The 25,393-nt window shown below is 63.8% G+C and carries 28 protein-coding genes; 13 read left to right on the top strand and 15 right to left on the bottom strand.

The genetic code is table 11. The annotated features are described in order from the left end of the window. Positions 1-39 precede the first annotated feature (39 nt). The 6 genes from WA950_RS01325 to WA950_RS01300 all read left to right on the top strand — a co-directional run bounded on the left by WA950_RS01325 (position 40) and on the right by WA950_RS01300 (position 5,923). Positions 40-999 (top strand): choline ABC transporter substrate-binding protein, encoded by a 960-nt coding sequence (locus tag WA950_RS01325; protein WP_424549866.1) that lies wholly within the window; start codon positions 40-42, stop codon positions 997-999. Positions 1,000-1,148: 149 nt separating this feature from the next. Next, complete coding sequence (choW, locus tag WA950_RS01320; RefSeq protein ID WP_424549865.1) at positions 1,149-2,021, top strand: choline ABC transporter permease subunit; 873 nt, start codon at positions 1,149-1,151, stop codon at positions 2,019-2,021. Then, positions 2,018-3,058: a choline ABC transporter ATP-binding protein gene (choV, locus tag WA950_RS01315; RefSeq protein WP_424549864.1), complete on the top strand. Its 1,041-nt coding sequence runs from the start codon at positions 2,018-2,020 to the stop codon at positions 3,056-3,058. The genes choW and choV overlap by 4 nt, the downstream gene beginning before the upstream one ends. Positions 3,059-3,142: 84 nt before the next feature. Continuing rightward, positions 3,143-3,907, top strand: a complete 765-nt coding sequence (locus WA950_RS01310) for a HugZ family protein (RefSeq protein WP_424549863.1) — start codon at positions 3,143-3,145, stop codon at positions 3,905-3,907. A 180-nt stretch (positions 3,908-4,087) separates the two neighbouring features. Further along, positions 4,088-4,423, top strand: coding sequence for an ArsR/SmtB family transcription factor (locus tag WA950_RS01305; protein WP_424549862.1), 336 nt, complete (start codon positions 4,088-4,090; stop codon positions 4,421-4,423). 174 nt (positions 4,424-4,597) lie between these two features. Further along, positions 4,598-5,923, top strand: a complete 1,326-nt coding sequence (locus WA950_RS01300; protein WP_424549861.1) for an aspartate aminotransferase family protein — start codon at positions 4,598-4,600, stop codon at positions 5,921-5,923. Positions 5,924-5,998: 75 nt separating this feature from the next. Here WA950_RS01300 and WA950_RS01295 read toward each other — a convergent pair whose 3' ends face one another. Then, positions 5,999-6,409 (bottom strand): thiol-disulfide oxidoreductase DCC family protein, encoded by a 411-nt coding sequence (locus WA950_RS01295; RefSeq protein WP_424549860.1) that lies wholly within the window; start codon positions 6,407-6,409, stop codon positions 5,999-6,001. Positions 6,410-6,523: 114 nt separating this feature from the next. Here WA950_RS01295 and WA950_RS01290 point away from each other — a divergent pair, with 114 nt between their 5' ends. The 4 genes from WA950_RS01290 (at position 6,524) to WA950_RS01275 (ending at position 9,641) form a co-directional block, all read left to right on the top strand. Continuing rightward, on the top strand, positions 6,524-7,393 hold the full coding sequence (locus tag WA950_RS01290; RefSeq protein ID WP_424549859.1) for an aldose 1-epimerase family protein: 870 nt from the start codon (positions 6,524-6,526) through the stop codon (positions 7,391-7,393). 74 nt (positions 7,394-7,467) lie between these two features. Next, entirely contained in the window at positions 7,468-9,162 is a 1,695-nt protein-coding gene (gene ade, locus WA950_RS01285; protein ID WP_424549858.1) for an adenine deaminase, read from the top strand. Positions 9,163-9,169: 7 nt separating this feature from the next. Next, positions 9,170-9,415 (top strand): DUF4160 domain-containing protein, encoded by a 246-nt coding sequence (locus tag WA950_RS01280; protein ID WP_424549857.1) that lies wholly within the window; start codon positions 9,170-9,172, stop codon positions 9,413-9,415. Further along, positions 9,396-9,641 carry a DUF2442 domain-containing protein gene (locus WA950_RS01275; protein ID WP_424549856.1) on the top strand — a complete coding sequence of 82 codons (246 nt, stop codon included), beginning with the start codon at positions 9,396-9,398 and terminating at the stop codon, positions 9,639-9,641. The genes WA950_RS01280 and WA950_RS01275 overlap by 20 nt, the downstream gene beginning before the upstream one ends. A gap of 3 nt (positions 9,642-9,644) precedes the next feature. Here the strand turns inward: WA950_RS01275 and WA950_RS01270 are convergent, their stop codons facing one another. Beyond that, positions 9,645-11,288, bottom strand: a complete 1,644-nt coding sequence (locus tag WA950_RS01270; RefSeq protein WP_424549855.1) for an alpha-glucosidase — start codon at positions 11,286-11,288, stop codon at positions 9,645-9,647. Between the two features lie 150 nt (positions 11,289-11,438). Here WA950_RS01270 and WA950_RS01265 point away from each other — a divergent pair, with 150 nt between their 5' ends. After that, entirely contained in the window at positions 11,439-12,443 is a 1,005-nt protein-coding gene (locus tag WA950_RS01265) for an Ldh family oxidoreductase (RefSeq protein WP_424549854.1), read from the top strand. Positions 12,444-12,457: 14 nt separating this feature from the next. Next, the gene (locus WA950_RS01260; RefSeq protein WP_424549853.1) at positions 12,458-13,372 is read left to right on the top strand and encodes a sugar kinase; all 915 of its coding nucleotides are present in this window, start codon (positions 12,458-12,460) and stop codon (positions 13,370-13,372) included. 6 nt (positions 13,373-13,378) lie between these two features. Here WA950_RS01260 and der read toward each other — a convergent pair whose 3' ends face one another. From der to WA950_RS01245, 3 genes are all read right to left on the bottom strand, one after another. Continuing rightward, positions 13,379-14,800, bottom strand: a complete 1,422-nt coding sequence (der, locus tag WA950_RS01255; protein WP_424549852.1) for a ribosome biogenesis GTPase Der — start codon at positions 14,798-14,800, stop codon at positions 13,379-13,381. 80 nt (positions 14,801-14,880) lie between these two features. Beyond that, positions 14,881-15,552: a tetratricopeptide repeat protein gene (locus WA950_RS01250; RefSeq protein ID WP_424549851.1), complete on the bottom strand. Its 672-nt coding sequence runs from the start codon at positions 15,550-15,552 to the stop codon at positions 14,881-14,883. A 103-nt stretch (positions 15,553-15,655) separates the two neighbouring features. After that, a complete protein-coding gene (locus WA950_RS01245; protein ID WP_424549850.1) occupies positions 15,656-16,240 on the bottom strand; it encodes an NnrU family protein in 585 nt (194 codons plus the stop codon). Between the two features lie 139 nt (positions 16,241-16,379). Between WA950_RS01245 and WA950_RS01240 the strand changes: the two genes are divergently transcribed. Further along, entirely contained in the window at positions 16,380-17,393 is a 1,014-nt protein-coding gene (locus WA950_RS01240; RefSeq protein WP_424549849.1) for a polysaccharide deacetylase, read from the top strand. 27 nt (positions 17,394-17,420) lie between these two features. Here WA950_RS01240 and sbmA read toward each other — a convergent pair whose 3' ends face one another. The 10 genes from sbmA to WA950_RS01190 form a co-directional block, all read right to left on the bottom strand. Next, a complete protein-coding gene (sbmA, locus tag WA950_RS01235) occupies positions 17,421-18,686 on the bottom strand; it encodes a peptide antibiotic transporter SbmA (RefSeq protein ID WP_424549848.1) in 1,266 nt (421 codons plus the stop codon). Between the two features lie 95 nt (positions 18,687-18,781). Beyond that, positions 18,782-19,969 carry a YbfB/YjiJ family MFS transporter gene (locus tag WA950_RS01230; RefSeq protein ID WP_424549847.1) on the bottom strand — a complete coding sequence of 396 codons (1,188 nt, stop codon included), beginning with the start codon at positions 19,967-19,969 and terminating at the stop codon, positions 18,782-18,784. 74 nt (positions 19,970-20,043) lie between these two features. Next, positions 20,044-20,796, bottom strand: coding sequence for a type I methionyl aminopeptidase (gene map / locus WA950_RS01225; RefSeq protein ID WP_424549846.1), 753 nt, complete (start codon positions 20,794-20,796; stop codon positions 20,044-20,046). A 46-nt stretch (positions 20,797-20,842) separates the two neighbouring features. Then, positions 20,843-21,889 (bottom strand): LLM class flavin-dependent oxidoreductase, encoded by a 1,047-nt coding sequence (locus WA950_RS01220; protein ID WP_424549845.1) that lies wholly within the window; start codon positions 21,887-21,889, stop codon positions 20,843-20,845. A 98-nt stretch (positions 21,890-21,987) separates the two neighbouring features. Further along, on the bottom strand, positions 21,988-22,293 hold the full coding sequence (locus tag WA950_RS01215; RefSeq protein ID WP_424549844.1) for a type II toxin-antitoxin system RelE/ParE family toxin: 306 nt from the start codon (positions 22,291-22,293) through the stop codon (positions 21,988-21,990). Between the two features lie 2 nt (positions 22,294-22,295). Then, complete coding sequence (locus tag WA950_RS01210) at positions 22,296-22,571, bottom strand: ribbon-helix-helix domain-containing protein (protein WP_424549843.1); 276 nt, start codon at positions 22,569-22,571, stop codon at positions 22,296-22,298. A gap of 104 nt (positions 22,572-22,675) precedes the next feature. Next, positions 22,676-23,161 carry an SRPBCC family protein gene (locus WA950_RS01205; protein ID WP_424549842.1) on the bottom strand — a complete coding sequence of 162 codons (486 nt, stop codon included), beginning with the start codon at positions 23,159-23,161 and terminating at the stop codon, positions 22,676-22,678. A gap of 79 nt (positions 23,162-23,240) precedes the next feature. Further along, positions 23,241-24,494 (bottom strand): RNA polymerase sigma factor, encoded by a 1,254-nt coding sequence (locus tag WA950_RS01200; RefSeq protein WP_424549841.1) that lies wholly within the window; start codon positions 24,492-24,494, stop codon positions 23,241-23,243. Continuing rightward, positions 24,491-24,865, bottom strand: a complete 375-nt coding sequence (locus tag WA950_RS01195; protein WP_424549840.1) for a YciI family protein — start codon at positions 24,863-24,865, stop codon at positions 24,491-24,493. Before WA950_RS01195 ends, WA950_RS01200 begins: the two co-directional genes overlap by 4 nt. A gap of 79 nt (positions 24,866-24,944) precedes the next feature. After that, positions 24,945-25,349 (bottom strand): YkgJ family cysteine cluster protein, encoded by a 405-nt coding sequence (locus WA950_RS01190; RefSeq protein ID WP_424549839.1) that lies wholly within the window; start codon positions 25,347-25,349, stop codon positions 24,945-24,947. Positions 25,350-25,393: the final 44 nt, after the last annotated feature.

Genomic DNA, 25,393 nt, shown 5'->3' with positions numbered 1-25,393 from the left:
TGATTGGCTAAAACTACCATTTATAAGGGGAGCAATAAAATGAAGACTGCATCAGCATTCAAGACCATTCTTGCCGCAGCCGTGTCCGTCCTCGCGCTTGGCGCCGCCCATGTCTCGGCCGCCGAAGCCGAAAGCTGTGGCAAGGTCCGTTTCTCGGATGTCGGCTGGACGGACATCACCGCCACCACCGCAACCGCGACCGTCATCCTGAAAAGCCTCGGCTACGAGACGGAAGTCACCGTGCTTTCCGTCCCGGTCACCTATACCTCGCTCAGCAACAAGGACATCGACGTCTTCCTCGGCAACTGGATGCCGACCATGGAAGCCGATATCAAGCCGTTCCGCGATGACGGTTCGGTCGAGACCGTGCGCGAAAACCTCGAGGGCGCGAAGTACACGCTCGCGACCAATGCCAAGGGCGCGGAACTCGGCATCAAGGATTTCAAGGACATCGCCGCGCAGAAGGATGCGCTGGGCGCCAAGATCTACGGCATCGAGCCGGGCAATGACGGCAACCGCCTGATCATCGACATGGTTTCCGGCAACAAGTTCGATCTGTCGAGCTTCGAAGTCATCGAATCCTCCGAACAGGGCATGCTGGCCGAAGTCGCCCGCGCCGAGCAGGAAGGCACGCCCGTCGTCTTCCTCGGCTGGGAACCGCATCCGATGAACGCCAACTTCAAGCTGACATACCTGACCGGCGGCGATGACGTCTTCGGCCCCAATTTCGGTGGCGCGACGATCTATACGAACGTTCGCAAGGGCTACACCACGGAGTGCCCGAATGTCGGCAAGTTCCTGCAGAACCTGAAGTTCTCGCTGGAAATGGAAAACCAGATCATGGGCAAGATCCTGAACGACGGTCAGGACCCGGAAACGGCTGCAACGGAATGGCTGAAGGCCAATCCGGCCGCAGTCGAACCCTGGCTCGCCGGCGTGACGACGAAGGACGGAAGCGGCGAGGCCCTGCCGGCGGCAAAAACCGCGCTTGGTCTCTAACAGGCAAGAATAGGGCGGGGAGGAAACTTTCCCGCCCTTCTTCCCTCCGGATACTGCATTTCAGGCACATATGCGCGGCCGATCGTCCGTCCGCACCCTCGCAAGTATCCTAGACGCCTATCGTCAACCTCAAGCCAGGGGCTACCGCCGTGGATTGGCTCACCGTCTCAAAAATTCCGATCGGTCCGATCGCCAAGGAAGCCGTCAGCTGGTTGACGACGAACGGCAAGGGATTGTTCGACTTTCTCAAGGTCTTCCTGCAAGCCGGCATCGATGCCGTGCTGTTCGTGTTGCAGGGACCGTTCGCCAGCGCCGGCGGCAAGCTCGGCTATGCGCTGTTCCTCATCGCCCTGGTCACCGGGCTCAGCTGGTACTTCCGCCGCTCGCTCGGCATCGCCGTCTTCACCCTTCTCGGCCTCCTGCTCATCGTGAACCAGGGCTACTGGAAGGAGACGACGGAGACGCTGGCGCTCGTGCTCGCGGCGACCGGCGTCAGCATGGTCGTCGGCGTGCCGCTCGGCATCGCCGCCGCCCGCCGGCCATGGTTCTACTCGATCCTCCGGCCGATCCTCGACCTCATGCAGACGATCCCGACCTTCGTCTACCTGATCCCGGCGCTCATCCTCTTCGGCCTCGGCATGGTGCCCGGCCTGATCGCGACGGTGATCTTCGCCATCCCCGCTCCGATCCGCCTCACCCGCCTCGGCATCATCTCGACCCCGCCCTCGCTGGTCGAGGCCGCCCAGGCCTTCGGCGCAACGCCGGCCCAGGTGCTGCGCAAGGTCGAATTGCCCTTCGCGACGCCGCAGATCATGGCCGGTCTCACCCAGACCATCATGCTCTCGCTCTCGATGGTGGTCATCGCCGCCCTCGTCGGCGCCAAGGGTCTCGGCGTTCCGGTGGTGCGCGCGCTCAACACCGTGAACATCTCCATGGGATTCGAGGCCGGTCTGTGTATCGTGATCCTCGCGATCATCCTCGACCGCCTCTTCCGCGCCGCCGACGATGGAGACACAAAATGACCGATACCGTCGTTTTCAAGAACGTCTCCATCATCTTCGGTGACAACCCGCAACAGGCCCTCGCGATGGTCGATGCGGGCAAGACGCGCGACGAGATCGGTGCGGAAACCGGGCTGGTCCTGGGCGTCGCGGATGCCACGCTGTCGATCACCGAGGGCGAAATCCTGGTGCTGATGGGCCTTTCCGGCTCGGGCAAGTCGACACTGCTGCGCGCCGTCAACGGGCTTGCGCCCGTGGTGCGCGGCGAGGTCGAGGTGAAAGCCGGCAGCGGCAGCGTCAACCCCTACAAGTCGACGCCCAAGGCGCTGCGCGAGTTCCGCATGCACACCGTATCGATGGTGTTCCAGCAGTTTGCGCTCCTGCCCTGGCGCACCGTCGCCGACAATGTCGGCTTCGGCCTGGAGCTTGCCGGCGTGCCGGACAGCGAACGCAAGGCGCGCGTCGCCGAGCAGCTCGAACTCGTCAATCTCACCAAATGGGCCAACCGCAAGGTGAACGAGCTGTCGGGCGGCATGCAGCAGCGCGTGGGCCTCGCCCGCGCCTTTGCCACCGGCGCGCCGATCCTGCTCATGGACGAGCCGTTCTCCGCGCTCGACCCGCTGATCCGCACGCGCCTGCAGGATGAACTGCTGGAGTTCCAGCACCGGCTGAAGAAGACCATCATCTTCGTCAGCCACGACCTCGACGAGGCCTTCCGCATCGGCAACCGCATCGCCATCATGGAGGGCGGGCGGATCATCCAGTGCGGCACGCCACAGGAAATCGTCAAGAACCCGGCAAACCAGTATGTCGCCGATTTCGTGCAGAACATGAACCCGATCACCATGCTGACGGCAGGCGACGTCATGCAGCAGGGCGCTTCCGGCAATGGCGGCGTGACGGCGACCGCGACACCGCAAACCCCGCTCGTCGACATCCTCGACGCCATGGCGCGCACGCCCGGCAATGTCGGGGTGGTCGACAATGGCGCGGTGATCGGCACGATCAACGCACAGGATATCGTGAACGGATTGACGCGGCACCGACGCCGAGGCTGACAGCCGCCTTCGTTCGGATTAGATAGGGCAGCGCTCCGCAAGGGCGCTGCCTTTCTACATTCGGAAATACGGGAGCCGACGATCATGACCGAGAAGGACAAACCGAGCGTTCTGCGCGAAACGGACGACGAGGCCCGCCGCCTTGCCCGCACCCTGCTGCGCTCGGCGCGAAGCTGCGCGCTTGCCGTCCTCGAACCGGAAACCGGCGTCCCGCTTGCCAGCCGCACGCTGACCGGCACCGACACGGACGGCACACCCGTCATCCTCGTCTCCTCCCTCTCCTTCCACACGCAGGCGCTGCGGGCCGATCCGCGCGCCTCGCTGCTCGCAGGCGAGCCCGGCAAGGGAGACCCCCTCGCCCATGCGCGCCTCACGGTGATCTGCAAGGCCGAGGAAGTCGCCCGCGACAGCGAAACGCGCACGGCGCTGCGCGAACGCTTCATCCGTCGCCATCCGAAGGCGAAGCTCTATGTCGATTTCCCCGACTTCACCTTCTTCCGTCTCGTGCCCGAGCGCGCCAATCTCAACGGCGGCTTCGGCAAGGCCTTCCTTCTGACCGCCGACGACCTCCTGATTCGCTCGCCCGCCCGCGCCGCTCTGGCCGAAATGGAAACCGGCGCCGTCGAGCACATGAACAGCGATCACGCGGAAGCCGCCACCATCTATGCACGCCACTATTGCGGCGCGAAGGAAGGCGAATGGATCATCGCCGGGCTGGACGCCGCCGGCATCGACCTTGCAAGCGGTGACAAATTGAAGCGACTTGAGTTTTCACGGGAACTTGATCAGGCCGCGGAACTACGCGGCGAGCTTGCCCGTTTGCTTCAAGAGGCAAGAGTAGCAGGCTGAACAGCCTGCTTTTCCTCAGGAATTCGCTGCATCGGCTCTCCGGACCTGCGTGATTTTATCGCAATGCGTGCATCCCTACCCCCATTTCTTGCTCTTGATGAGGGAGGGTTTGTTTATATGCTAACAAACGGATTCACATAAAATAATATGATTTGAAGCGGAAACGCCTAAGGAGTTTCAATGGACAAGATTTCAGACGCAGAACACGCGCAGGCCGAGGTTGCATCCGATTTTCTTTCCGCCATGGCCAACCCCAAGAGACTGCTTATCCTGAGGGTGCTGGTCGGCGGTGAAATCGCTGTTGGTGCGCTGGCCGGTCAGGTCGGCCTCAGCCAGTCGGCATTGTCGCAGCACCTGTCGAAACTGCGCGCGCAGAACCTCGTCACCACGCGCCGGGATGCGCAGACCATTTATTATTCGAGCAAATCGCCGGCCGTCATGACCATCCTCGACGCGCTGGACCATATCTATACCAATACAAGCAACGTCGCGGAAAAGAAGCTCCGCATCGCCTGATCCTGTGTGGTCAGACAGTTCGCAACGCCCCGGATGCAAATCCGGGGCGTTTTGCGTTGAAACCGCGGCTTGACGGCCCGGGGCGCCTTGATAATTTGACCGTCGGGTAAATTTACGCCCTTTCTTTCGCCAGACGGGACGGCCCCCGCGTAAAGAGGCCGAGGGAGAAATCGCATGTCCAACCGCCTCAACGCCCCCAACGATCTGCGTGCCTTCTGGATGCCGTTCACGGCGAACCGGCAGTTCAAGAAGGAGCCACGCCTCTTCGTCGGCGCCAAGGACATGTATTACACGACCCATGACGGCCGCCAGGTGCTCGACGGCACCGCGGGCCTGTGGTGCGTCAATGCCGGCCACTGCCGCCCCAAGATCACCGAGGCTATCCGCGAGCAGGCCGGTGAGCTCGACTATGCCCCCGCCTTCCAGCTCGGCCATCCGAAGGCCTTCGAACTCGCCAACCGCCTCGTCGACATCGCGCCCGAAGGCATGGACCACGTCCTCTACACCAATTCCGGCTCCGAATCGGTCGAGACGGCGCTGAAGGTGGCGCTCGCCTATCACCGCGCCAAGGGCGACGGCGCGCGCTCGCGCCTGATCGGCCGCGAGCGCGGCTATCACGGCGTCAATTTCGGCGGCATTTCCGTTGGCGGCATCGTGTCCAACCGCAAGATGTTCGGCTCGCTTTTGACCGGCGTCGACCACATGCCGCATACCCATTTCCCGGACAAGAACGCCTTCTCGCGCGGCGAGCCGGAGCATGGCGGCGACATCGCCAGCGAACTCCAGCGCATCATCACCCTGCATGACGCCTCGACCATCGCCGCCGTCATCGTCGAGCCGGTCGCCGGCTCCACCGGCGTGCTCATCCCGCCGAAGGGCTATCTCCAGAAGCTGCGCGAAATCTGCACGCAGCACGGCATCCTGCTGATTTTCGACGAAGTCATCACCGGCTTCGGCCGCCTCGGCGCACCGTTCGCCGCCCAGTATTTCGACGTGAAGCCGGATATCATCACCACCGCCAAGGGCCTCACCAACGGCGTGATCCCGATGGGCGCGGTCTTCGTGACGTCGGAAATCCACGACGCCTTCATGAGCGGCCCGGAACACATGATCGAGTTCTTCCACGGCTATACCTATTCAGGCAACCCGATCGCCTGCGCCGCCGCACTCGGCACGCTCGACACCTACAAGGAAGAGGGCCTGCTGACCCGCGCCGCCGAGCTTGCCTCCTACTGGGAAGACGGCCTGCATTCGCTGAAGGATTGCCCGAACGTCATCGACATCCGCAATGTCGGCCTGATCGGCGCCGTCGAACTTGCCCCGATTGCCGGAGAACCGACCAAGCGGGCCTTCAACGCCTTTCTCAAGGCCTATGAACAGGGCCTGCTCATCCGCACGACGGGCGACATCATCGCGCTCTCGCCGCCGCTCATCATCGAGAAGCAGCAGATCGAGGAGCTGTTCGGCAAGCTGCGTAACGTTCTGCAAAACAACATCTGATTCCGGCTCACCGGCAGACAGGGAAATGGCGGCCTCGGCCGCCATTTTCGGTTGGCTAGACTCACTGCAAGCCTCTCAAAGCAACCGGTCCCGATCCTCCGGCCGCGGAACCCAGCAGGTCTCGCGCCGCCCGAAGATGTGGTAGCGGTTGCGCGCCAGCCAGCGATAGACGGGATCGCGCAGGAAGCGGGGAACGATGCGCAGCAGGGAGACGGCCTTCCACGGCCAGCCGAGGCCGGCATAGATCGCCAGCACCGCGTCGCTGTCCCTGAGCAGATGGTCGCCCTCAACGACGATCATCGATTCCGGATCGGAGGGATCGATGCCGAACCGGCGGTAGAGGGAGGCACCCACCTCCTTCTGCATGGAGGCGAGCCTGAAATGCCGGGCGCGATCATGCCGGAGCACGAATTGCGCATTGGCCGTGCAGAGAACGCACTCCGCATCGAAGACGATGATCGGGCCTGCCGCGTCGTTTCGTTTCATGCCGTCATCCTATGGGCAGGCAGCGGTGCTATCAACCGGTTTCACCCGTTGCGGGCCGCGCATTCCCGCCCGACCTGCGCTAGAATGCAGCACTTTTCCGTGAAAGGAGATTCGATGCCGCGCCTCACCCGCATCGCGAACGCATACCTTTCGATTGACGTTTCCCCGCTCGGCGCAGAGATGCAGTCGATCACGACCAGCGACGGGGCGGATTGGCTCTGGAACGGCGACGCCGCCTTCTGGACCGGCCGCTCGCCGGTGCTGTTCCCCATCGTCGGCAAGGCGCCGGACGACACCTTGCTGATCGACGGCCAGTCCTATCCGATGGCGCAGCACGGTTTTGCACGGCGGCAGGAATTCTCGCTGGAAACGGCAAGCGCAACGGCCTGCCGCTTCGTGCTGGAGGCATCCGCGCAAACCCGCGCAGTCTATCCGTTCGACTTCCGGCTTTCCGTCGAGCACAGCCTCGATGGCCCCGCCCTCACGGTCTCCGCCGCGGTCGAAAACCTCGGGGCCGAGCCGATGCCCTTCGGTGTCGGCTTCCATCCTGCCTTTCGCTGGCCACTGCCCGGCGCGGACGGCAGGCCGCACAGCATCGTGCTTGGCAACGGCGCGGAGCCCGAACGTCAGCCGCTGGAAATGGGGCTGCTGTCGCGCGAGCGCGAACCATCACCCTTCGCAAAGGGCAGGCTTGTCCTTGCGCAAAGCCTGTTCGACAACGATGCGCTGATCTTTCCGCAAGGCGCGGGCGAATGCCTCACCTACGCCGCCGAGGGCGGGCCGTCCCTCGCATTCCGCTTCGAGGCGTTGCCGAACCTCGCACTCTGGACGAAGCCCGGCGCACCCTTCCTGTGTATCGAGCCGTGGCATGGCACGGCAGCGGAACATGACGGCTCACGCGAATTGAAGGATCGCCCCCATACCAACGTGCTTGCTGCCGGTGAAAGCCAGCGCTTCGCCTTCACCGTGACCTTTCCTGCGTGAAGTTTCGTCGCATCGGCCCTTCCCTCTTCCGGCAGCAAGGCTAGAGTCCGGCGAAAAGGATTCGGAGAATGACCATGACCGACTTGGAACGCTTCATCGACCAGGGAACCGGGCGCGAACCGGCCGATATCGTGCTGAAGGGCGGGCAGTTCTACGATCTGGTGACCGGCGAACTCGTCGCCTCCGATATCGCGATCTGCGGCGAGCGCATCGTCGGCACCTGCGGTCCGTACAAGGGCCGCACGGAAATCGACATTACCGGCCGCATCGTCGTGCCGGGCTTCATCGATACCCATCTCCACATCGAATCCTCGCTGGTAACGCCGCACGAATTCGATCGTTGCGTGCTGCCCTATGGCGTGACGACGGTGATCTGCGATCCGCACGAGATCGCCAACGTGCTCGGCACCGAAGGCATCCAGTTCTTCCTCGACAGCGCACTCGAAACGATCATGGACATCCGCGTGCAACTGTCGAGCTGCGTGCCTGCCACGCATCTGGAAACATCCGGCGCCGACCTGCCGGTCGAGCGGCTGCTGCCGTTCCGCGACCACCCGAAGGTCATCGGCCTTGCCGAGTTCATGAATTTCCCGGGCGTCATCCACAAGGATCCGATCTGTCTGGCCAAGCTCGAAGCCTTCCAGGGCGGCCATATCGACGGTCATGCGCCGCTTCTGCGCGGCAACGACCTCAACGGCTACCTCTCCGCCGGCATCCGCACCGAGCATGAATGCACAACGGCCGAGGAGGCGCTGGAGAAAATCCGCAAGGGCATGCATATCCTCGTGCGCGAAGGCTCCGTCTCCAAGGACCTGCTTGCCCTGCTTCCGGTCATCACCGAGCGGCTGTCCCCGTTCATCGCGCTCTGCACGGATGACCGCAACCCGCTCGACATCGCCGAACAGGGCCATCTCGACTACATGATCCGCACGGCGATCAGCCATGGCCGCGCACCGCTCGCGGTCTATCGTGCAGCCTCCATTTCGGCGGCAAAGGCCTTCGGGCTTGGCGACCGCGGCCTCGTTGCGCCCGGCTGGCGGGCCGATCTCGTCGTCATCGATACACTGGAGAACTGCAAGGCCGAGATGGTCTTCTCCGCCGGCCGCAAGGTCGATGACACGCTGTTTGCCACGCGCAAGCCCGTGGAGCCGGTCGGCCTCGACAGCGTGAAGGCCCGGCCCGTCAACGCCGCTCACTTCGCCGTGCCGGCCGCCGACGGGGAAACGCCGGTCATCGGCGTCCTGCCCGGCAAGATCATCACCGAGCACCGCCGCTACCGCCTGCCGTCCAAGGGCAACCAGACCACGGTCGACCTCGCGCAGGACATCATCAAGGTCGCCGTCATCGAGCGCCACGGCAAGAACGGCAACCATGCCAACGGCTTCGTGCAGGGTTTCGGCCTCAGGAAGGGCGCCATCGCCTCGACCGTCGGCCATGACAGCCACAATATCTGCGTCGTCGGCGTCAACGAGGACGACATGGCGTTCGCGGCAAACCGCCTCGGCGAAATCAAGGGGGGCTTCGTCGTCGTGGAGGACGGCAAGGTGACGGGCGAAATCGCCCTGCCCGTCGCCGGGCTGATGAGCCTCGAGCCCTATGAGAACGTGCGCGACACGCTGCATCACCTGCGCCAGGCCGCCTTCGCTCTCGGCGCTACCCTCGAGGAGCCTTTCCTCCAGCTCGCTTTCCTGCCGCTGCCCGTCATCCCGCACCTGAAGATTTCCGACAAGGGAATGGTGGATGTCGACCGGTTCATGCTGATCGGGTGAGTAGCCGATGCCTGTCGTTTTCCGCCACCAGCACTTCACCTTCTTTTTCTATTCAAACGAAGGCGATCCGCGCGAGCCGGTACACATCCATGTCCGAGGCGGAGGGGCGATAGCGAAAGTCTGGCTGGAGCCGTTGATCGGGATCGCCGAAAGCCGTGGCTTCAACAGCCGGGAGCTGTCTGCTATCCTGCGTCTCGTCGCAGAGCGCAGACATCTCATAGAGAAGACGTGGCATGAATATTTCCGCAACTGATATTCGTTTCGACGATGACACGATGTGGGTGGCCCTCGACGACGGACGCACGCTCGGTGTTCCGCTTGCCTGGTTCCCACGCCTTCTCGTCGCAGACAAGGCAGCGCGCCTGCGCTATGAACTCAGCCCCGGCGGCATCCATTGGGATGCGCTCGATGAAGACATTTCCATCACCGGCCTTCTGGCAGGCCGCGGCGACCAGACGCTGAAGCGCCCGGCCGCCTGATCCTCACAGCCGTACACACACCATATCCAGCCCGTCCAGCTCGATCGTGCCGTCCTTCAGCTTTGCGCCGAAGCCGGGAACGGGCAGCGGTGCGCCGAGCTTCAGCGATTTCGCCGGCACGAATTCGGCCTTTTCCCGCGTCAGGTTGAAGACGAAGAGCAGCTTTTCACCGCCCTTCTCGCGGGTGAAGGCGAGGATGTCGTGGTTGGAATGCAGGAAGGCCATGTCGCCGTCGTGCAGGGTCTCGTGTTCCCTGCGGAAGGCGAGCGTCGCGCGGTAGTGGTTGAGCACGGAGCCGGCGATTTTTTCCTGAGTGTCGACGGCAAGGCGCGCGTGATCTTCCGGCACCGGCAGCCATGGCTTTGCCGTGCTGAAACCGGCATGGGCCTCGCCGTGCTGCCAGGGCATGGGCGTGCGGCACCCGTCACGGCCCTTGAAGGCCGGCCAGAAGCGGATGCCGTAGGGGTCGCGCAGATCCTCGAAGGCAAGGTCCGCCTCGGTGAGACCGAGTTCCTCGCCCTGATAGAGGCAGATCGAGCCGCGCAGCGTCGAAAGCAGCGTGATGGCGAGCTTGGCGACGCGCTCGCGTTCTTCCGGGGCCTGTATGAAACGGCTGACATGCCGGTTGACGTCATGGTTGGAGAAGGCCCAGCAGACCCAGCCGTCCGTCACCGCGCGCTGGAAGCTCTGCACGCATTTGCGCACATGGTCGGCCGTGAAATCCGGGCCGAGCAGGTCGAACGTGTAGCACATGTTGAGCTTGTCGCCGCCGCTCGTATAGTCCGCGACCGTCTTCAGCGAGCGCGCGCCGTCGCCCACCTCGCCGACCGTCATGCGCCCCTCATACTCATCCAGAAGCGCGCGAAACCGCTTGAGGAAATCGACATTCTCCGGCTGCGTCTTGTCGTAGCGATGCGTCTGCATGCCGTAGGGATTGACGTCCGGCGCATCAAGGCCGATCTCGTCGGGGTTGGGTTCGTGGGGTGGGTTGTCGCGCAGTTTCCTGTCGTGGAAATAGAAGTTCACCGTGTCGAGCCGGAAGCCGTCCACGCCGCGGTCGAGCCAGAAGCGCACCGTCTTCAAAAGCGCGTCCTGCACATCGGGATTGTGGAAGTTGAGATCCGGCTGCGAGGTGAGGAAGTTGTGCATGTAATATTGCTTGCGCACGCCGTCCCATTCCCAGCCGGGACCGCCGAAGATCGACAGCCAGTTGTTGGGCGCCGTGCCGTCCGGCTTCGGATCGGCCCAGACATACCAGTCCGCCTTGGGGTTTGCCCGGCTGGAGCGGCTTTCGACGAACCAGGGGTGCTGGTCGGACGTGTGCGAGATCACCTGGTCGATGATGATCTTGATGCCGAGGCGATGGGCTTCGGCCAGCATGGCATCGAAATCGGCAAGCGTGCCGAACATCGGATCGACATCGCAATAATCCGAAACGTCATAGCCCATGTCGGCCATCGGCGACTTGAAGAAGGGCGACAGCCAGATGGCGTCGACGCCCAGCGAAGCGATGTGCCCGAGCCTGCGGGTGACACCGCGAAGATCCCCCATGCCGTCGCCGGTCGTGTCCTGGAACGAGCGGGGATAGACCTGATAGATAACCGCGCCACGCCACCAGTCGTCGGCTTTCTTGCGGGGCTTTGCCATGCTTTCTCGCTCCGGTTCTCGATTGCTTGCCGCAAGATGTAACGCGCACCCAGCGGAGGGTAAACGGCAGGTGTCGCGATTTTTCCAAGGTTGACGAAGCCGCACCCGGTCTGGATGATGTCGCTAAATTCCATAGAGAAGGTTGACCATATGGCCGATGACGTCACCCTTTCCCCCGCCGAGGCAATCGACCTCGCCCGCACGGCGCTGATGCGCGTCGGCATGGCGGAGCCGGCGGCCGCAGCGCTCGCCCACGCCACCGTCGATGCCGAGATGGCCGGCAAGCGGACGGTCGGCTTCCTTCACCTGACGGACTACTTGCGCAGCCTCGTCGACGGCAGGATCACGGGCAAGGCCGAACCGCAGATCACCGCGCCGGTCCCCGCCATCATGCGGTGCGATGCGATGGGCGGCGTCGCGCAGCACGGCTTTACCCTTGCCCATGAAGAGCTGGTGTCGAAGGCAAGGACCTTCGGCATCGCGGTTTTCGCCCTGCACAACAGCTATACGACCGGCGAGCTCGGCTGGTACGCCGCCCGCCTTGCGCAGGAGGGTCTTGTGGCGATCGCGGCCACGAACGGGCCGGCGCTTCTGGCCGGCGCCGGCAGCCGCCAGCCGGTCTACTGCACCAATCCGCTCGCATTCGCCGCCCCCATAGACGACGACCGGTTCCTGCTGATCGACCAGGCCTCCAGCGCGACGGCCTATGTCAATATCCGCGACGCGGCGGCGCGTAGCGAAACGATCCCCGACCATTGGGCGATCGATCAGGACGGCAGGCCGACCACGGATCCCTTTGCCGCCATGCAGGGTGCGCTGCTGGCTTTCGGCGGCGCGAGAGGCGCGAATGTCGCGCTCATGGTGGAGGTGCTCGCCGCCGGCCTGACGGGTGCGAACTGGTCGCTCGATGCACCGGATTTCCAGGCGGGCGATGCCTCGCCCGGCGCCGGCCTCTTCGTGCTGGCGCTGTCGCCGCAGCTTTTCGCCGATGACTTCCCCGCCCGGCTCGCCAGCCAGGTCAGGCGGCTTTCCGGCGAATACGGCGTCCATATCCCCGGCCTCGATCGCGTGGAAAGGCAACGGCAGGCAGAAAGCACCGGTATCGTCTTGCCCCGCCAACTCTTTGACAGTATTTCCTCTTTCCGGAGAATTTGACCGGAGGAACGGGAATGGCGGGACGGCTGCTGGCAATCGGCGAATGCATGGTGGAACTGATGCAGGCCGAAGGCGGGCTGATGCGCAAGAGTTTCGCGGGCGACACATTCAACGCCGCCTACTACGCTCGTCTGTATCTGCCGTCCGACTGGACCGTCGACTATTTCTCAGCGGTCGGCAAGGACATGATCTCCGATGAAATGCTCGCCTTCATGCAGGAGCGCGGCATCGGCACGGAGCACGTCGCACGCCTCGACGGCCACGCGCCCGGCCTCTACATGATCCATCTGAAGGACGGCGAGCGCAGCTTCTCCTACTGGCGCTCCGTCTCAGCGGCAAAGCTGCTCGCGCGCGACGGCGACCGGCTGCGCAAAGCCATCGAGGCCTCCGATATCATCGTCTTTTCCGGCATCACGCTGGCGATCCTGCCGGCGGAGGATATCGAGACCCTGCTTTCCGAACTGCGCCGCGCCAAGGCGGCCGGCAAGCGCGTCGTCTTCGATCCCAATATTCGCCCTCGCCTGTGGGACGATGCGGACCGCATGCGCGCGGCCATCACCGAGGGCGCCCGCGCCGCCACCCTCCTCATGCCGAGCCTCGACGACGAGACGACCCATTTCGGCGATGCTTCGCTGGAGGAGACCATTGCGCGCTACCGCGCGCTCGGTGTGGCCGGGCAGGTGGTGAAGGACGGCAGCGAAGGCGCAACGCTCGTCTTCGGCGACGAGCGCAGCCATGTGCCTTCGGCCAAGGTTGAGAAAATCGTCGATACGACGAGCGCCGGCGACAGTTTCAACGGCGCCTTCCTTGCCCGCCTCGCGACGGGCGCAAGCCCTGAGGACGCTGCCCGCTTTGCAGCTGATGTCGCCGCTGCCGTCATCCAGCACCACGGCGCACTGGTTGCCAGGGAAAAGCTTCCGAAGGGATAGGCCGGATCAGCGCTTCTTCTTCGCCCGTCCGGCGAACGGATTTTCCGACGCGCGGAAATGGATGCGGATCGGCACGCCCGGCAGGTTGAAGTCGTTGCGCAGGCCGTTCGTCAGGAAGCGGACATAGGAGTCCGGCAACGCATCGGGGCGCGTGCAGGAAATCATGAAGCCCGGCGGACGAGCCTTCACCTGCGTCATGTATTTCAGCTTCAGGCGGCGACCGGAAACGGCCGGCGGCGGATGCTGCGTCTGCTGCGCATCCAGCCAGCGATTGAGCTTGGCGGTGGAGATGCGGCGGTTCCAGGTGCGGTCCGTCTCGATGACGGCCTGCATCAGCTTGTCGAGGCCACGGCCCGTCTGACCCGATACCGGCACGGCGCGGATACCGCGCGCCTGCGGCAGCAGCCGCTCGGTCTTTTCGCGCAGTTCGGCCAGCGCCGCCTGCGGGTCGTCGATCAGGTCCCACTTGTTGAAAGCGAGAACGGCGGCGCGGCCTTCGCGCAGCACGAGGTCGACGATCTGCAGGTCCTGCTTCTCGAAGGGGATGGTGGAATCGAAGACGATGACGACGGTCTCGGCAAAGCGGATAGCGCGCAGGCCATCGGCGACGGAGAGCTTTTCCAGCTTCTCCTGCACCTTTGCCTTACGCCGCATGCCGGCCGTGTCGAACATCTTGATCGTGCGGCCCTTCCAGTCCCACTCGACGGAGATCGAATCGCGCGTGATGCCGGCCTCAGGCCCGGTCAGCAGCCGGTCCTCGCCGAGGAAGCGGTTGATCAGCGTCGACTTGCCGGCATTCGGACGGCCGACGATGGCGACGCGCAGCGGCTTCGTCTCGTCATATTCCGGCTCGTAGTCCTCGTCCTCGGCAGCCACCTCGGCGCGCACGTCGATATCGGTGACGGCCTCGTCGTCCTCCGGATAGGCACGGTCCTCGCCGATTGCCGCGACGATCGCATCGCGCAGATCGAGCATGCCCTGGCCGTGTTCGGCGGAAATCGCCGTCGGTTCGCCAAGGCCGAGCGTGAAGGCATCGTAGAAGCCGCCGTCGGAGCCGCGGGCTTCGGACTTGTTGGCGACGAGAACCACCGGCTTGCCCTTGCGGCGCAGCATGTCGGCAAGCGCTTCGTCGACGGGGGTCAGGCCCATCTTGGCATCGACTACGAAGAGCGACAGGTCCGCCTCGTCAATGGCCGCTTCCGTCTGGGCGCGCATGCGGCCCTGCAGCGTGTCCGGCGCTGCTTCTTCGAGGCCGGCCGTATCGACGATGCGGAATTTCAGGTCGATCAGGCGCGCATCGCCCGGGCGGCGGTCACGGGTGACGCCCGGCGTGTCGTCGACAAGCGCGAGCTTCTTGCCCACGAGCCTGTTGAACAGGGTGGACTTGCCGACATTGGGGCGCCCGACAATGGCGACGGTGAAGCTCATAACGTGTTCCGATCCGGTGGCCGGCTAAAGCAATTCCGGGAAAAGCGTGAAACGGCTTTCCGTCCGGAACTGCGAAAAAATCAGGAGGACAGCTTGCCGCTTGCCGAAATCAGGTCAAGCAGCATCTGCGCGCGGTTGGCGACGTTGCGCGGGGTTTCGCTGTCGGCGAGGATTGCATCGAACCATTCCTTGGCGCGCGCATAGTCCTCGTGCTTAAAGGCGGAAAGGCCGAGGACCTCGCGGGCCGAATGGCGCATCGCGCTCTGCGGCGTCGCCAGCTGTTCTGCCTCGGCGGAAACCTGGTCGTAGGTTCCGGTGTCGACCAGAAGATAGGCCGCACGCAGGCGGGCTGCATCGCGCAGCGCCTGCGGCACCGACGTATCCTTGGCAATGACCGTGAAGGCATTGACGGCGCCCTGGGCGTCGGTCTCGGCCAGAAGCGAGGCGGAGCGCATGCGGGCAAGCACCGGATAGGAGCCGAAGCCGTCCTTCTCGAGGTCGGTCAGCGCCGCCAGCGCCTCGTCCTTCTTGCCATCGCGGGCAAGGGTGAGGGCCGCGAGGAACTTGTCGCCTGCGGCAGAGGCCTCGCTGTCGCGCCAGTAATCGTAGCCGACCTTGCCGATCGTGCCGAGAACGACCAGCACGGCGGCGCCGATGAGGATGCGTCCGAAACGCTTCCAGACCAGACGCATCTGGTCGGAACGAAGTTCCTCGTTCACCTCGCGGATAAAGCTGTCGTCCTGATGTACCATTCCCTGCCCGGCTCTTGCTGACGATTGGAGTTCGCGCCTTCTACCCCATTTTGGCGTCGTTGTAAGGGGGCAGGCGCGAAAAGCCGTCAGATCAGCTCGTGTATCAGGGCAGCGGCGGAACGCCGATCAGCAATTCGTGAAGCTTGAAGACGATCCAGACATAGAGCGCGAGGCCGACGACGACGGAAATCAGGTCGTATTTCGCCGAGACGAAGACCGGCAGTTTCGTCTCGCCCGCAGCGATGCGCTTCTTCAGCGAGATGCGCAAGATGACCGCCCAGGCAAGGATCGTCACGAAGAGCAGCACCGAATAGCTCTCGCCGTTGGCGAGCAGATGCGCCAAAGCCCAGATCTTGATGGCGACGAGCAGCGGGAACTTCAGCTTCGCACGGATATGACCGGCCGGCAGGAAGCCGGCGACGAGACAGATCGAGGCGATCAGCATCAGCGTCAGCGCGATATGAGCCATGAAGGTCGGCGGGAAGTAGAGCATCTGGCCGCTGTTCTCGCGCGCATCGATAAAGCCGTAGACGATGAGCGCGAGGCTTGCGAGCGATACGATGCCGTGAACCGCCATCCAGCCCGGCTTGCCGAGCGCGGCAATGCCGGCGTTGCGCAGTCCCGGTGCGAAGGGCCGCACAAGGTGGGTAGCGATGAACAGAACGAGACCGGCGATGAGCAGCGTCATGGAAATGCCTCTTGAATATGTGTCGGCCAACGGCCGTTCCCTCTGGAATATCCGTGACGGCGCAACAATTCCAGTCCGATCAAAGGATTGCCGCATTCGGAAACGATGAGAGACCCTTTGCAAATTGTCGCGGGTGTCCATGTTGTCCTCATTTTCGTCTCGGATTTTCCTTCTTCCCCTCGCCGCTGCCCTTGCAGCAGGCCCGGCCCTCGCCAAGGACGACGCCATCGGGACGGCAAAGCGCAAGCAACTCGTCATCGTCTCCTTCGACGGCGCGCATGACAACCTGCTCTGGGAAAAGAGCCGCGCCATGGCCAAGCGCACGGACGCGAAATTCACCTATTTCGTGTCCTGCACCTTCCTGTTTTCCAAGGACCAGCGCGCCAAGTACCAGGCGCCGCATGAAAAGCGCGGCCGCTCCAATGTCGGCTTCTCGCAGGACAAGGAGGAGACGATCCTGCGGCTAGGCGAGATCTGGCTGGCCAAGCTCGAGGGCCACGATATCGGCAGCCATGCCTGCGGTCATTTCGACGGCGGCAAATGGAGCGAGCAGGACTGGAAGGACGAATTCGCCTTCTTCCGCGATTCGCTGAAGAACGGCTGGCAGAATGCCGGCGTGGGCGAGCGCGAGCCGGCCGACTGGCAGCGTTTCGTCGCCGAGGACATCAAGGGGTTCCGCGCACCCTACCTTTCGTCTGGCAATGGCCTTGTCAAGGCGCTGGAAGCGGAGGGCTTCACCTATGACGCCAGCCTCGTCTCCAAGGGTCCGGCCATGCCCGCCGCCACCGGAGAGATCGCCCGCTTCGCTCTGCCGCTCGTGCCCGAAGGCGCTTCGAACCGCCCCGTCATCGCGATGGACTACAATCTCTATGTCCGCCATTCCAAGGGCAAGGAGAAGCCGGAGAAGAGTGCCGCCTTCGAGGAAAGCACGCTGACGGCCTACCGCGACGCCTTTACCAAACAGTATGACGGCGAGCGCATTCCGCTCCAGCTCGGCTTCCATTTCGTCGAGATGAATGCCGGCGCCTACTGGCGCGCGCTCGACCGCTTCCTCACGGAAACCTGCGGCAAGGCGGATGTCGCCTGCGTCAGCTACGCCGAGGCGATGGATATCCTGGCAAGGGAAAAGAAGGCGACTGGCGCCGCCCTCTGATCGTTATTCGCTGCCGCGACGATTGACTCAGCGCGCCAGTTCCTCGTTGCCACCGACCTCGATGAACTGCTTGTCGATGCTCGGCAGCTCCTGGCCTTCGATTGCCGCCTCGAAGGCCTTCAGGCGCTTGAAGATCGACTGAAGCTCGATGATCGTCGACCAGGAATTCACGAGGTACTGGAACGAGCTCGACACCTGGCCGAATGCCGTCAGGATCTGCTGCAGGATACCGTAGGTGATCTTGCCGGCGACGATGGTCGGCACCAGGATGAAATAGACGAAGAGGTTGTCCGCCTGGATGTAGAACATGCGGGCAACGTTGAAATAGAGATAGTGGAAGTAGAGCCGGAAATAGTTCATCCGGACATTGTCGAAGAGTTCGCGCACGGTCGGCGGCTGGGCCTTGCTCTCGTCGTCTTCGCCATAGACGAGTTCCTTACGGTAAGCCGCCTCGACGCGCTGGTTGCGGAATTCCAGGCCCGGCAGCTTGATCCCCACGAAGGCGAGCAGGAACGTGCCGAAGGCCGACCAGAGGATCGCCGCCCAGAACAGCGCATGCGGTATCTCGCCGATGAACGGCATCGGCCCGATATGGACAGAGAGTGCAAAGAGCACCGGCAGAAAGGCGATCAGCGTCATCACTGCATCGATCAGGCTGACGCCGAGACCTTCGGTGATCGTGGCGAAACGCATCGTATCTTCCTGCACACGCTGCGAGGCACCTTCGATGTGGCGCACGCGCGGCCACAGCGACATGTAATAGTTGTTCATTGCCGTGCGCCAGCGGAAGACATAGTGACTGACGAAGAAGCGCGTCACGACGAAGACGAAGACGCTGATGAAGGCGATCTGGCAGAAGATCAGCATCAGGTCGAAGAAATTTTCAACCGTAACCGTGCTGTTTTCCTTGAAAGCGCCCATCAGCGTATCGCCGAAGGGCCGGCGCCAGTTGTTGATGGCCAGCGACACCTGCACGCTGAAATAGGTGGAGAAAATGATGAAGGCCGAGCCCCAGATCGACCAGTTGGTCCAGGGATGATCCTTCGCCTTGATCTGCCAGAACAGGCCGAAGAGGCCGGCGCAGATGAGGAAATAGAGATAGAACCAGATATTGTCCGGCGTCACGAAATAGCCGAGACCGACCGGCGGCTCGGTGCCGGCGGGCAGCGGCGGCAGACCGATCAGCGCGCCGAAATCGGCGCCGACCGTGTACCAGACAGCAATCGCCAGCAGCGTCCAGAGAATGAGGGAAGAAAAGAACAGCTTGGGCTGCGGGAAGAAGGCGTGGAACAAGGTGCGAAACTCTCGTTTGCATGGGGCAGCGGTGCCGCCGGTTCGCGCAGAACCTAGAGGAGTTTGCGCAGCGCAACAATCGCCGGCCGCCCGGATTACCGAGATTTAATGGAGAGCGCGCCGCCCAGAGCGGTGATGCTTGCGGCAAGAAGCAGGATACCCGCGGCAGCAAGGCTGGGCAGGACATAGCTTCCCGTGCGCGCCGCAAGGATGCCTGCCCCGAGCGGCCCGATGATCTGCCCGCCCCCGAAGGCCGCCGTCATCAGCGCCAATACCCGGCGCGGGCTTTCGCTCGCCAGCATCCGCCCGAGCTGCAGGCCGTAGGCCGTTATCACGATGAAGGTGATGCCGAGCAGTACGCCGCCGACGAGCGCAGACCACGGAAAGGGCAGCAGCACCGTCGCCGCCACGCCCACCGTCTCCACGAGGATCGCCGCGAGATAGGCGGCGGCTGTGCCATAGCGCCGCTCCGCCGGTTTCCACGCGACCAGAGAGATCGCGGCGGCAATGCCGGTCAGGAGCCAGGTGAGACATTCGAGCAGCGGGCTCTCCGCTCCTTCCCGCGCGATGGCGACGATGAAGGTGGCGGTGACGACATAACCGATGCCGAAAAGCCCGTAGCTCAGCGTCAGGGCGGCGAGCGGTCGCGTCCAGGCGATCGGCGGCTCGCGCAGGCTTGAGGCGTGCCCTTCCGGTCGCGGCAGCAGCCAGACGACGACGGCAAGGCCGATTGCGCCGAGGAGCGCCCCAGCCAGCCAATCCACCCGCCAGGCCGCGATGGCCGCGAAGTCGACCAGCGACAGGAGGTAGACGAGCAGGGCCGAGACCGCCATGCCGATGCCGACCCCGGAAAAATGCACCCGTTGCACGCCCGGATCCCCGTGGCGAAGGCCGATGGACAGCACGATGCCGGTGGTGAAGATCATGGCGAAGGCGCTGGCAAGGCCCGCAAAAAACCGCACGACCGACAGCCCCGCAACGCCCGAAAGAAGCCCCATGGCAAGGAGCAGAAGCACGGACGCGAGCAGCGCGCCGATCGCAAGCCGGCGCTCGTGACCGGCAGCCCAGCCATAGGCGGCAAGCACAGCGCCGGCGAGGTACCCGGCGAAATTCGCCGCGGCGATGATACCGGCATCGGCGGCGTCCAGCCCGAGGCCCGACATCATGCCCGGCAGCGCCGGCGTATAGAAGAAGCGGCCAAGCCCCATGGCGACGGCCATGGAGACCGCACCGGCAATGGCAGCCCGGACGGGCTCGCGCGACAGGAAAATGCGTTGCGTCATGCCGCGACCATTGCACTGCAACATGATCGCGGCAAACGACATTTCTTGATCTTTGGATCAGCCCCGGTGAAGGCTCAGCCCGGCAGCGTCACCACCAGCGGGCCATTGCGCGTGGCGACGACCGTGTGCTCGAACTGCACCGTCGGCGCGCGCGGGTCGCTGTAGAGCGTCCATTCGTCCTTTTCGCCGCTCTCTGCCCAGTTGGCCCCGAGCGACAGGAAGGGTTCGACCGTGAAGACGAGGCCTTCCGTCATGCTGCGCTTTTCCTGCGGATCGGGCCAGGTGGCGATTTCCGTCGGCTCCTCGTGCAGCGAACGGCCGACGCCGTGGCTGGCAAGGTTGGCGATCAGCGTGTAGCGATTCTTGCGGGCGAATTCACCGATGGCATTGCCGACCTGCGCGAGCGGCTTTCCGGCCTTGACCTCCTTGAGGCCGACCCAGAGCGCGCGCTTGCCATCGCGGCACAGACGCTCCACCGCCGGCGCCGGACGCCCGACGGTGAAGGAAGCACCGGTATCGGCGAAATAGCCGTCGAGCTCAGCGGAAACGTCGATGTTGATGAGATCGCCTTCCTTGATCACCCGCTCGCCCGGAATGCCATGCGCCACTTCCTCGTTGATGGAAATGCACGTCGCGCCCGGAAAGGCATAGCAGCTTTCCGGGGCAGAGCGCGCGCCGGCCGCTTCCATCATGCGTCGCCCGATCAGGTCGAGTTCCGCCGTCGTCATGCCCGGCCGGATGGACGTCGACATGTGCTGCAGCACGTTCGCACAAATCCGGCCGATCGCCTTCAGGCCTTGCAGGTCTTCATCATTTCCGAGGGTCATCGCATCTCTCTTTCGCCGGGCGTCCTATCATGCCCGCACCGCGCTGTCAGGCGGAAGCCGTCGCCTCCGCCAGCATCTCGCGCACCATCGGCGCGACCTTGGTGCCGTACAGCTCGATGCCGCGCAAAATATGGTCATGCGGCATCAGTCCGATCGCCATCTGCAACAGGAAGCGATCGTTGCGGAAGATCTTCTGGTGCGCGACGATCTTCCGGGCCACCGTTTCCGGATCGCCAAGGAAAATAGCGCCATCCGGCCCGGTCGACTGGTCGAAATGCGCCCGGTTCGTCGGCCCCCAGCCGCGCTCGCGGCCGATGCGGTTCATCACCTCGGCCTGCGGCCCATAGAAGGCATCGGCGGCGGCCTGCGTCGTGTCGGCGATGAAGCCGTGCACGTTGATGCTGGTCTTCAACTTCGCACCGTCCTGCCCCGAACGGCGCGCCGCCTCACGGTAGAGATCGAAAAGCGGCGCATAGCGCGACGGCGTACCGCCGATGATGGCAAGCGCCAGCGGCAGGCCGTAGGCCCCTGCCCGCGCCACCGATTGCGGCGTACCGCCGACGGCGATCCAGATCGGCAACTTGCCATGCGCCGGGCGCGGATAGACCGAAAGCCCCGCCAGCGGCGCACGCATCGTGCCGTTCCAGGAGACCGTTTCGCTCTCGTTGAGGGCAAGCAGCAGGTCCAGCTTCTCCTCGAAGAGCTGGTCGTAGTCGTCGAGCGCATAGCCGAAGAGCGGGAAGGACTCGATGAAGGAACCGCGCCCCGCCATGATCTCCGCCCGGCCGCCCGAAATGAGATCGACCGTCGAGAACTGCTGGAACACACGCACCGGATCGTCCGACGACAGCACCGTCACCGCGCTGGTCAGCCGGATGTTTTTCGTGCGCGCGGCAGCGGCCGCCAGCACGACGGCCGGCGCAGAGGCTGCATAGTCGACCCGGTGGTGCTCGCCGAGCCCGAAGACATCGAGCCCGACCTGATCGGCAAGCTCGATTTCCTCCAGCAGGTTCTTCAGGCGCCGCTCGCCTTCCCGCCCCCTGTCGGCGGCATTGGGATCGACATCGGCAAAGGTATAGAGACCAAGTTCCATGGGATGTTCCAGATGAGAGGGGTTTTCCCTGAGATATGGCGGGCGCAGGCGGCTTGAAAGGGCTTGTGGGGAAACAGTGTGTTCAGGAACACGGCACGCTAAGTTGCCTCGTCTTCGGGCGGAAACTGCCGCCCTCCATAGAGCACGCGGTCGAAGACGACCCTTTCGCCGGCAATGTGGAAGGCCAGCGTCACCCTTTTCTCGAAACCGACCAGCCGCAATCCCGGCAGAATATCATCCCGGGCGATGCCGCGTTGCGGGAACTGCCCGAAACCGAGGCAGAAGGCCTCGATCCGCCCGAGATAGGCCAACGCACGCGCGGCACCGGATTGCCCAGCGATGAAGTCGTAGAGTTTCAGAAGGTCATCCCGCGCCTCGGGTGCGAAATGGACGCTATGTTGCACGCTCAGGTCTCATGCCGCGATTGGTGATACCGGCGAACCTCGTCGAAAACGTCCTTCAACGGGATTGCGCGTTGCGGATCAGCCTGCGTGGCAAGCACGACAGGAACGACATCCTGCGTGAGCCAGCGTTCGACCGCGATATCCCGCTCCCGTAACGCCCTTAGCCCGGCGCGAATGACTTCACTGCCGCTTGCGAACGTGCCGCTCGCGACGAGTTCGTCGATATAGTCGGATTGCTCCCGGGGAAGGCTGAATGTGCGTTTCTCGGCAGGCGCCATATCCTTACCTCCACTCGATGGTATGAATTCTTCATACCACACTATTCACCCACGCCAAACATGACGATGGGAACCGCATATCGAACGTCCCCACCTGCGGCCGCTCAGAGCTTCGACGCCACCGCTTCGAGCTGGGTTGCGACCTGCCCCCAGCCCTCGTGGAACCCCATCTTCTCGTGCGTCTCGCAATCCTCGACGCTCCAGTGGCGGGCGATGGCGGTATAGCGGGTCTTGCCGTTGCCGAGATCGTCGAAGAGGATTTCGGCGCTGAAGAAGGCCTTTTCCGTTGGCCTCCAGTCGGGGCCGAAGGCATCGGTGGTGATGATGCGCCGATCCTTCTCGACCTTCAGGAAGATGCCGGTCGAATCCATGTGGAAACCGTCCGGGCCGGTCATGACCGTGCGGAACTTGCCGCCGTCGCGCGGCTCTATCTCGATGACCGGCGTCTCGTAGGGTTTCGGCGCGAACCATTGCTTCATCAGTTCCGGCGTCGTCCAGGCCTTGAAGAGCTGGGCAGGCGTGGCGTTCAGGACGCGGGTCAGCACCAGTTCGCGGTTGCTGGCGGGCTTGATTTCGGCAATCTCGGTCATCGTCTGTCTCCTCGTAAGTGTGATTGGCCGGTTCATGACAAGGACGCCCGGGCCGCCGCCGATCCGACAGACCCGCCGATTATTTTTCCGCCGCCATGTCGCGCTGCATGCCGTCGAGATGCTGGCGGATATGGGCGGCCTCGGCGGGCGACGTGGCGAGCGCGATGGCGCGGTCGAAGGCTTCATGCGCCTCACGGTAGCGGCCAAGCTGCTTGAGAAGCCCGCCGCGCACTCCGTGGAAATAGAAATAGCCGTTGAGCTTGTCCGCCAGCGGCTCGATCAGCGCCAGCGCCGCCGCCGGCCCCTCCCGCTTGGAAACCGCAACGGCGCGGTTGAGCCGCACCACCGGCGAGGGCTGGATGCGTTCGAGCGTCTGGTAGAGCAGATCGATCTGCAACCAGTCCGTTTCCGCCGCCGTCACGGCGCGGGCGTGCAGCGCGGCAATCGCCGCCTGTATCTGGAAGGGGCCCGGCGCGCGATGGCGGATCGCCTTGTCGATCATGACCAGCGCCTCATCGATCAGGTCGCGGTTCCAGCGCGCGCGATCCTGATCCTCCAGAAGCACGATCTGGCCGTCCCGATCGAAGCGGGCGTCAAGCCGCGAATGCTGGAGAAGCAGCAACGCCGTCAGTCCCATGATCTCCGGCTCGGCGGGAAACAGCTTCAGCAGCAGCCGCGCCAGCCGGATCGCCTCGGCGCAGAAGGGTGCATCCGCCTTTTCGGGCACGCCGGCCGAATACCCCTCGTTGAAGACGAGATAGATCATCGCGGCAACCACGCCGAGCCTTTCGGCCCGCGCTACGGCGTCCGGCGTCTCGAAGGCAATGCCGGCCGCGCCGACCTTTGCTTTCGCCCGGGTGATGCGCTGCTCCATCGCCGCTTCCGAGACGAGGAAGGCCCGGGCGATCTGCTTGACCGACAGGCCGGAGACGATGCGCAGCGCCAGCGCGATCTGCTGCGTCGCCGGCAGGTCCGGATGGCAGCAGACGAAAAGCAGGCGCAGGATATCGTCGCGGTAGTGCGCGCCGTCCAGCCGGTCGGCGAGGTCGCTTTCGGCATCCCCGAGATCGGACAGCACCTCTTCAGGCGGAAGCGGCTGGTGCCTTGCGCGCTTGCGCACCTGATCGATGCCGCTATTGCGCCCGACGAAAATGAGCCAGGCTGCCGGATCGCGCGGCGGCCCCTTGTCGGGCCAGGTCTTCAGCGCGCGCAGGCAGGCTTCCTGAAAAGCCTCCTCCGCCATGTCGAGGTCACGGAAATAGCGCAGCAGCGCCCCCATGGCCTGCGGCCGTGCCGAAGTCAGTGCCAGGTCGATCCAGGCAAGGTCTGTCATGTAATGGGCACTCCCGGATTGAAGAACTGCAACGGCCGGATTTCATAGGTCCCGTTCGCCGGATTGGCGGCGGACAATTCGCGCGCGAAGGTGATCGCCTCTTCCAGCGTTTCAGCCTGGAGGACGAAGAAGCCGAGGAATTGTTCCTTGGTTTCGGCAAAGGGGCCGTCCATGACGATATCGTCCGTCGCCCCCTTGCGCACGGTGACGGCCGCCGTCGTCGGCATCAGCCGCGCGACGGGTCCCAGCTTGCCGGCATCGGCATAGCGCTGGTTGACCGCGCCGAGATCGGCCATCACCTTGTCGTCAAGTTCCTTGCTCCAGGCGTTGACGACACTTTCGGCATCATAACAAAGAACGGCATACAGCATGGTGAACTCCCCTTGGTTGAAAGACGTAAAAGTAACGTCTCAGCCGACAGGGCGCACCGGAATATTTTCAACGGGCGGATCAGATCTTGAACACGTCGTCCTGCCAGAAGACGATCACGTAGCCGCCGGCCGGCTCGGCCTCTGCGGCCCAGGCCTGCAATTGCGCATGGTAGGGCTCGCTCCGCCAGATATCGGGATGATCGACATCGACCAGCACCGTGATCTGCGGCCCCTGCCGGTAGATCATCATGTGCGAGCGCGACGGCTCCCACACATCCCCCAGCCCCTCGTCGGTCATCCAGAGACAGAGGAAGTCACGGCAGACGGCGGGGCGATCCGCGTAGATCGCGCAGCCTTTCCCCTCGATGCAATGCCTGCACCAGGCGTTCGCCGGTTTCTCGAACAGATCGATTTCCGGCAGCCGGCAACAGAGCGTGCAGGCGCCGCATGATCGACCCGCGACAATGTTCGTGGATGGTTGCATGCGCAGCCAATAGCATCTGGAAGCCCCGCACTAAAGAGCAGGAC

It is taken from the genome of Shinella sp. (assembly GCF_049651085.1).
Taxonomy (GTDB): domain Bacteria; phylum Pseudomonadota; class Alphaproteobacteria; order Rhizobiales; family Rhizobiaceae; genus Shinella.
The sequence above is the reverse complement of the archived record's forward strand: the minus strand, read 5'-3'. Positions and strand labels throughout refer to the sequence as shown.

Excerpts from the sequence above, each read along its gene's own strand:
- WA950_RS01260 (WP_424549853.1), top strand. The coding sequence starts at position 12,458 with ATGGCGGGACGGCTGCTGGCAATCGGCGAATGCATGGTGGAACTGATG.
- WA950_RS01325 (WP_424549866.1), top strand. The coding sequence starts at position 40 with ATGAAGACTGCATCAGCATTCAAGACCATTCTTGCCGCAGCCGTGTCC.
- WA950_RS01270 (WP_424549855.1), bottom strand. The coding sequence starts at position 11,288 with ATGGCAAAGCCCCGCAAGAAAGCCGACGACTGGTGGCGTGGCGCGGTT.
- WA950_RS01280 (WP_424549857.1), top strand. The coding sequence starts at position 9,170 with ATGCCTGTCGTTTTCCGCCACCAGCACTTCACCTTCTTTTTCTATTCA.
- WA950_RS01290 (WP_424549859.1), top strand. The coding sequence starts at position 6,524 with ATGCCGCGCCTCACCCGCATCGCGAACGCATACCTTTCGATTGACGTT.
- WA950_RS01200 (WP_424549841.1), bottom strand. The coding sequence starts at position 24,494 with ATGACAGACCTTGCCTGGATCGACCTGGCACTGACTTCGGCACGGCCG.
- WA950_RS01305 (WP_424549862.1), top strand. The coding sequence starts at position 4,088 with ATGGACAAGATTTCAGACGCAGAACACGCGCAGGCCGAGGTTGCATCC.
- WA950_RS01310 (WP_424549863.1), top strand. The coding sequence starts at position 3,143 with ATGACCGAGAAGGACAAACCGAGCGTTCTGCGCGAAACGGACGACGAG.
- WA950_RS01245 (WP_424549850.1), bottom strand. The coding sequence starts at position 16,240 with ATGACGCTGCTCATCGCCGGTCTCGTTCTGTTCATCGCTACCCACCTT.
- WA950_RS01295 (WP_424549860.1), bottom strand. The coding sequence starts at position 6,409 with ATGAAACGAAACGACGCGGCAGGCCCGATCATCGTCTTCGATGCGGAG.
- WA950_RS01250 (WP_424549851.1), bottom strand. The coding sequence starts at position 15,552 with ATGGTACATCAGGACGACAGCTTTATCCGCGAGGTGAACGAGGAACTT.
- WA950_RS01300 (WP_424549861.1), top strand. The coding sequence starts at position 4,598 with ATGTCCAACCGCCTCAACGCCCCCAACGATCTGCGTGCCTTCTGGATG.
- WA950_RS01205 (WP_424549842.1), bottom strand. The coding sequence starts at position 23,161 with ATGACCGAGATTGCCGAAATCAAGCCCGCCAGCAACCGCGAACTGGTG.
- WA950_RS01210 (WP_424549843.1), bottom strand. The coding sequence starts at position 22,571 with ATGGCGCCTGCCGAGAAACGCACATTCAGCCTTCCCCGGGAGCAATCC.
- der (WP_424549852.1), bottom strand. The coding sequence starts at position 14,800 with ATGAGCTTCACCGTCGCCATTGTCGGGCGCCCCAATGTCGGCAAGTCC.
- map (WP_424549846.1), bottom strand. The coding sequence starts at position 20,796 with ATGACCCTCGGAAATGATGAAGACCTGCAAGGCCTGAAGGCGATCGGC.
- ade (WP_424549858.1), top strand. The coding sequence starts at position 7,468 with ATGACCGACTTGGAACGCTTCATCGACCAGGGAACCGGGCGCGAACCG.
- WA950_RS01240 (WP_424549849.1), top strand. The coding sequence starts at position 16,380 with ATGTTGTCCTCATTTTCGTCTCGGATTTTCCTTCTTCCCCTCGCCGCT.
- choV (WP_424549864.1), top strand. The coding sequence starts at position 2,018 with ATGACCGATACCGTCGTTTTCAAGAACGTCTCCATCATCTTCGGTGAC.
- WA950_RS01265 (WP_424549854.1), top strand. The coding sequence starts at position 11,439 with ATGGCCGATGACGTCACCCTTTCCCCCGCCGAGGCAATCGACCTCGCC.
- WA950_RS01230 (WP_424549847.1), bottom strand. The coding sequence starts at position 19,969 with ATGACGCAACGCATTTTCCTGTCGCGCGAGCCCGTCCGGGCTGCCATT.
- WA950_RS01195 (WP_424549840.1), bottom strand. The coding sequence starts at position 24,865 with ATGCTGTATGCCGTTCTTTGTTATGATGCCGAAAGTGTCGTCAACGCC.
- WA950_RS01275 (WP_424549856.1), top strand. The coding sequence starts at position 9,396 with ATGAATATTTCCGCAACTGATATTCGTTTCGACGATGACACGATGTGG.
- WA950_RS01190 (WP_424549839.1), bottom strand. The coding sequence starts at position 25,349 with ATGCAACCATCCACGAACATTGTCGCGGGTCGATCATGCGGCGCCTGC.
- WA950_RS01220 (WP_424549845.1), bottom strand. The coding sequence starts at position 21,889 with ATGGAACTTGGTCTCTATACCTTTGCCGATGTCGATCCCAATGCCGCC.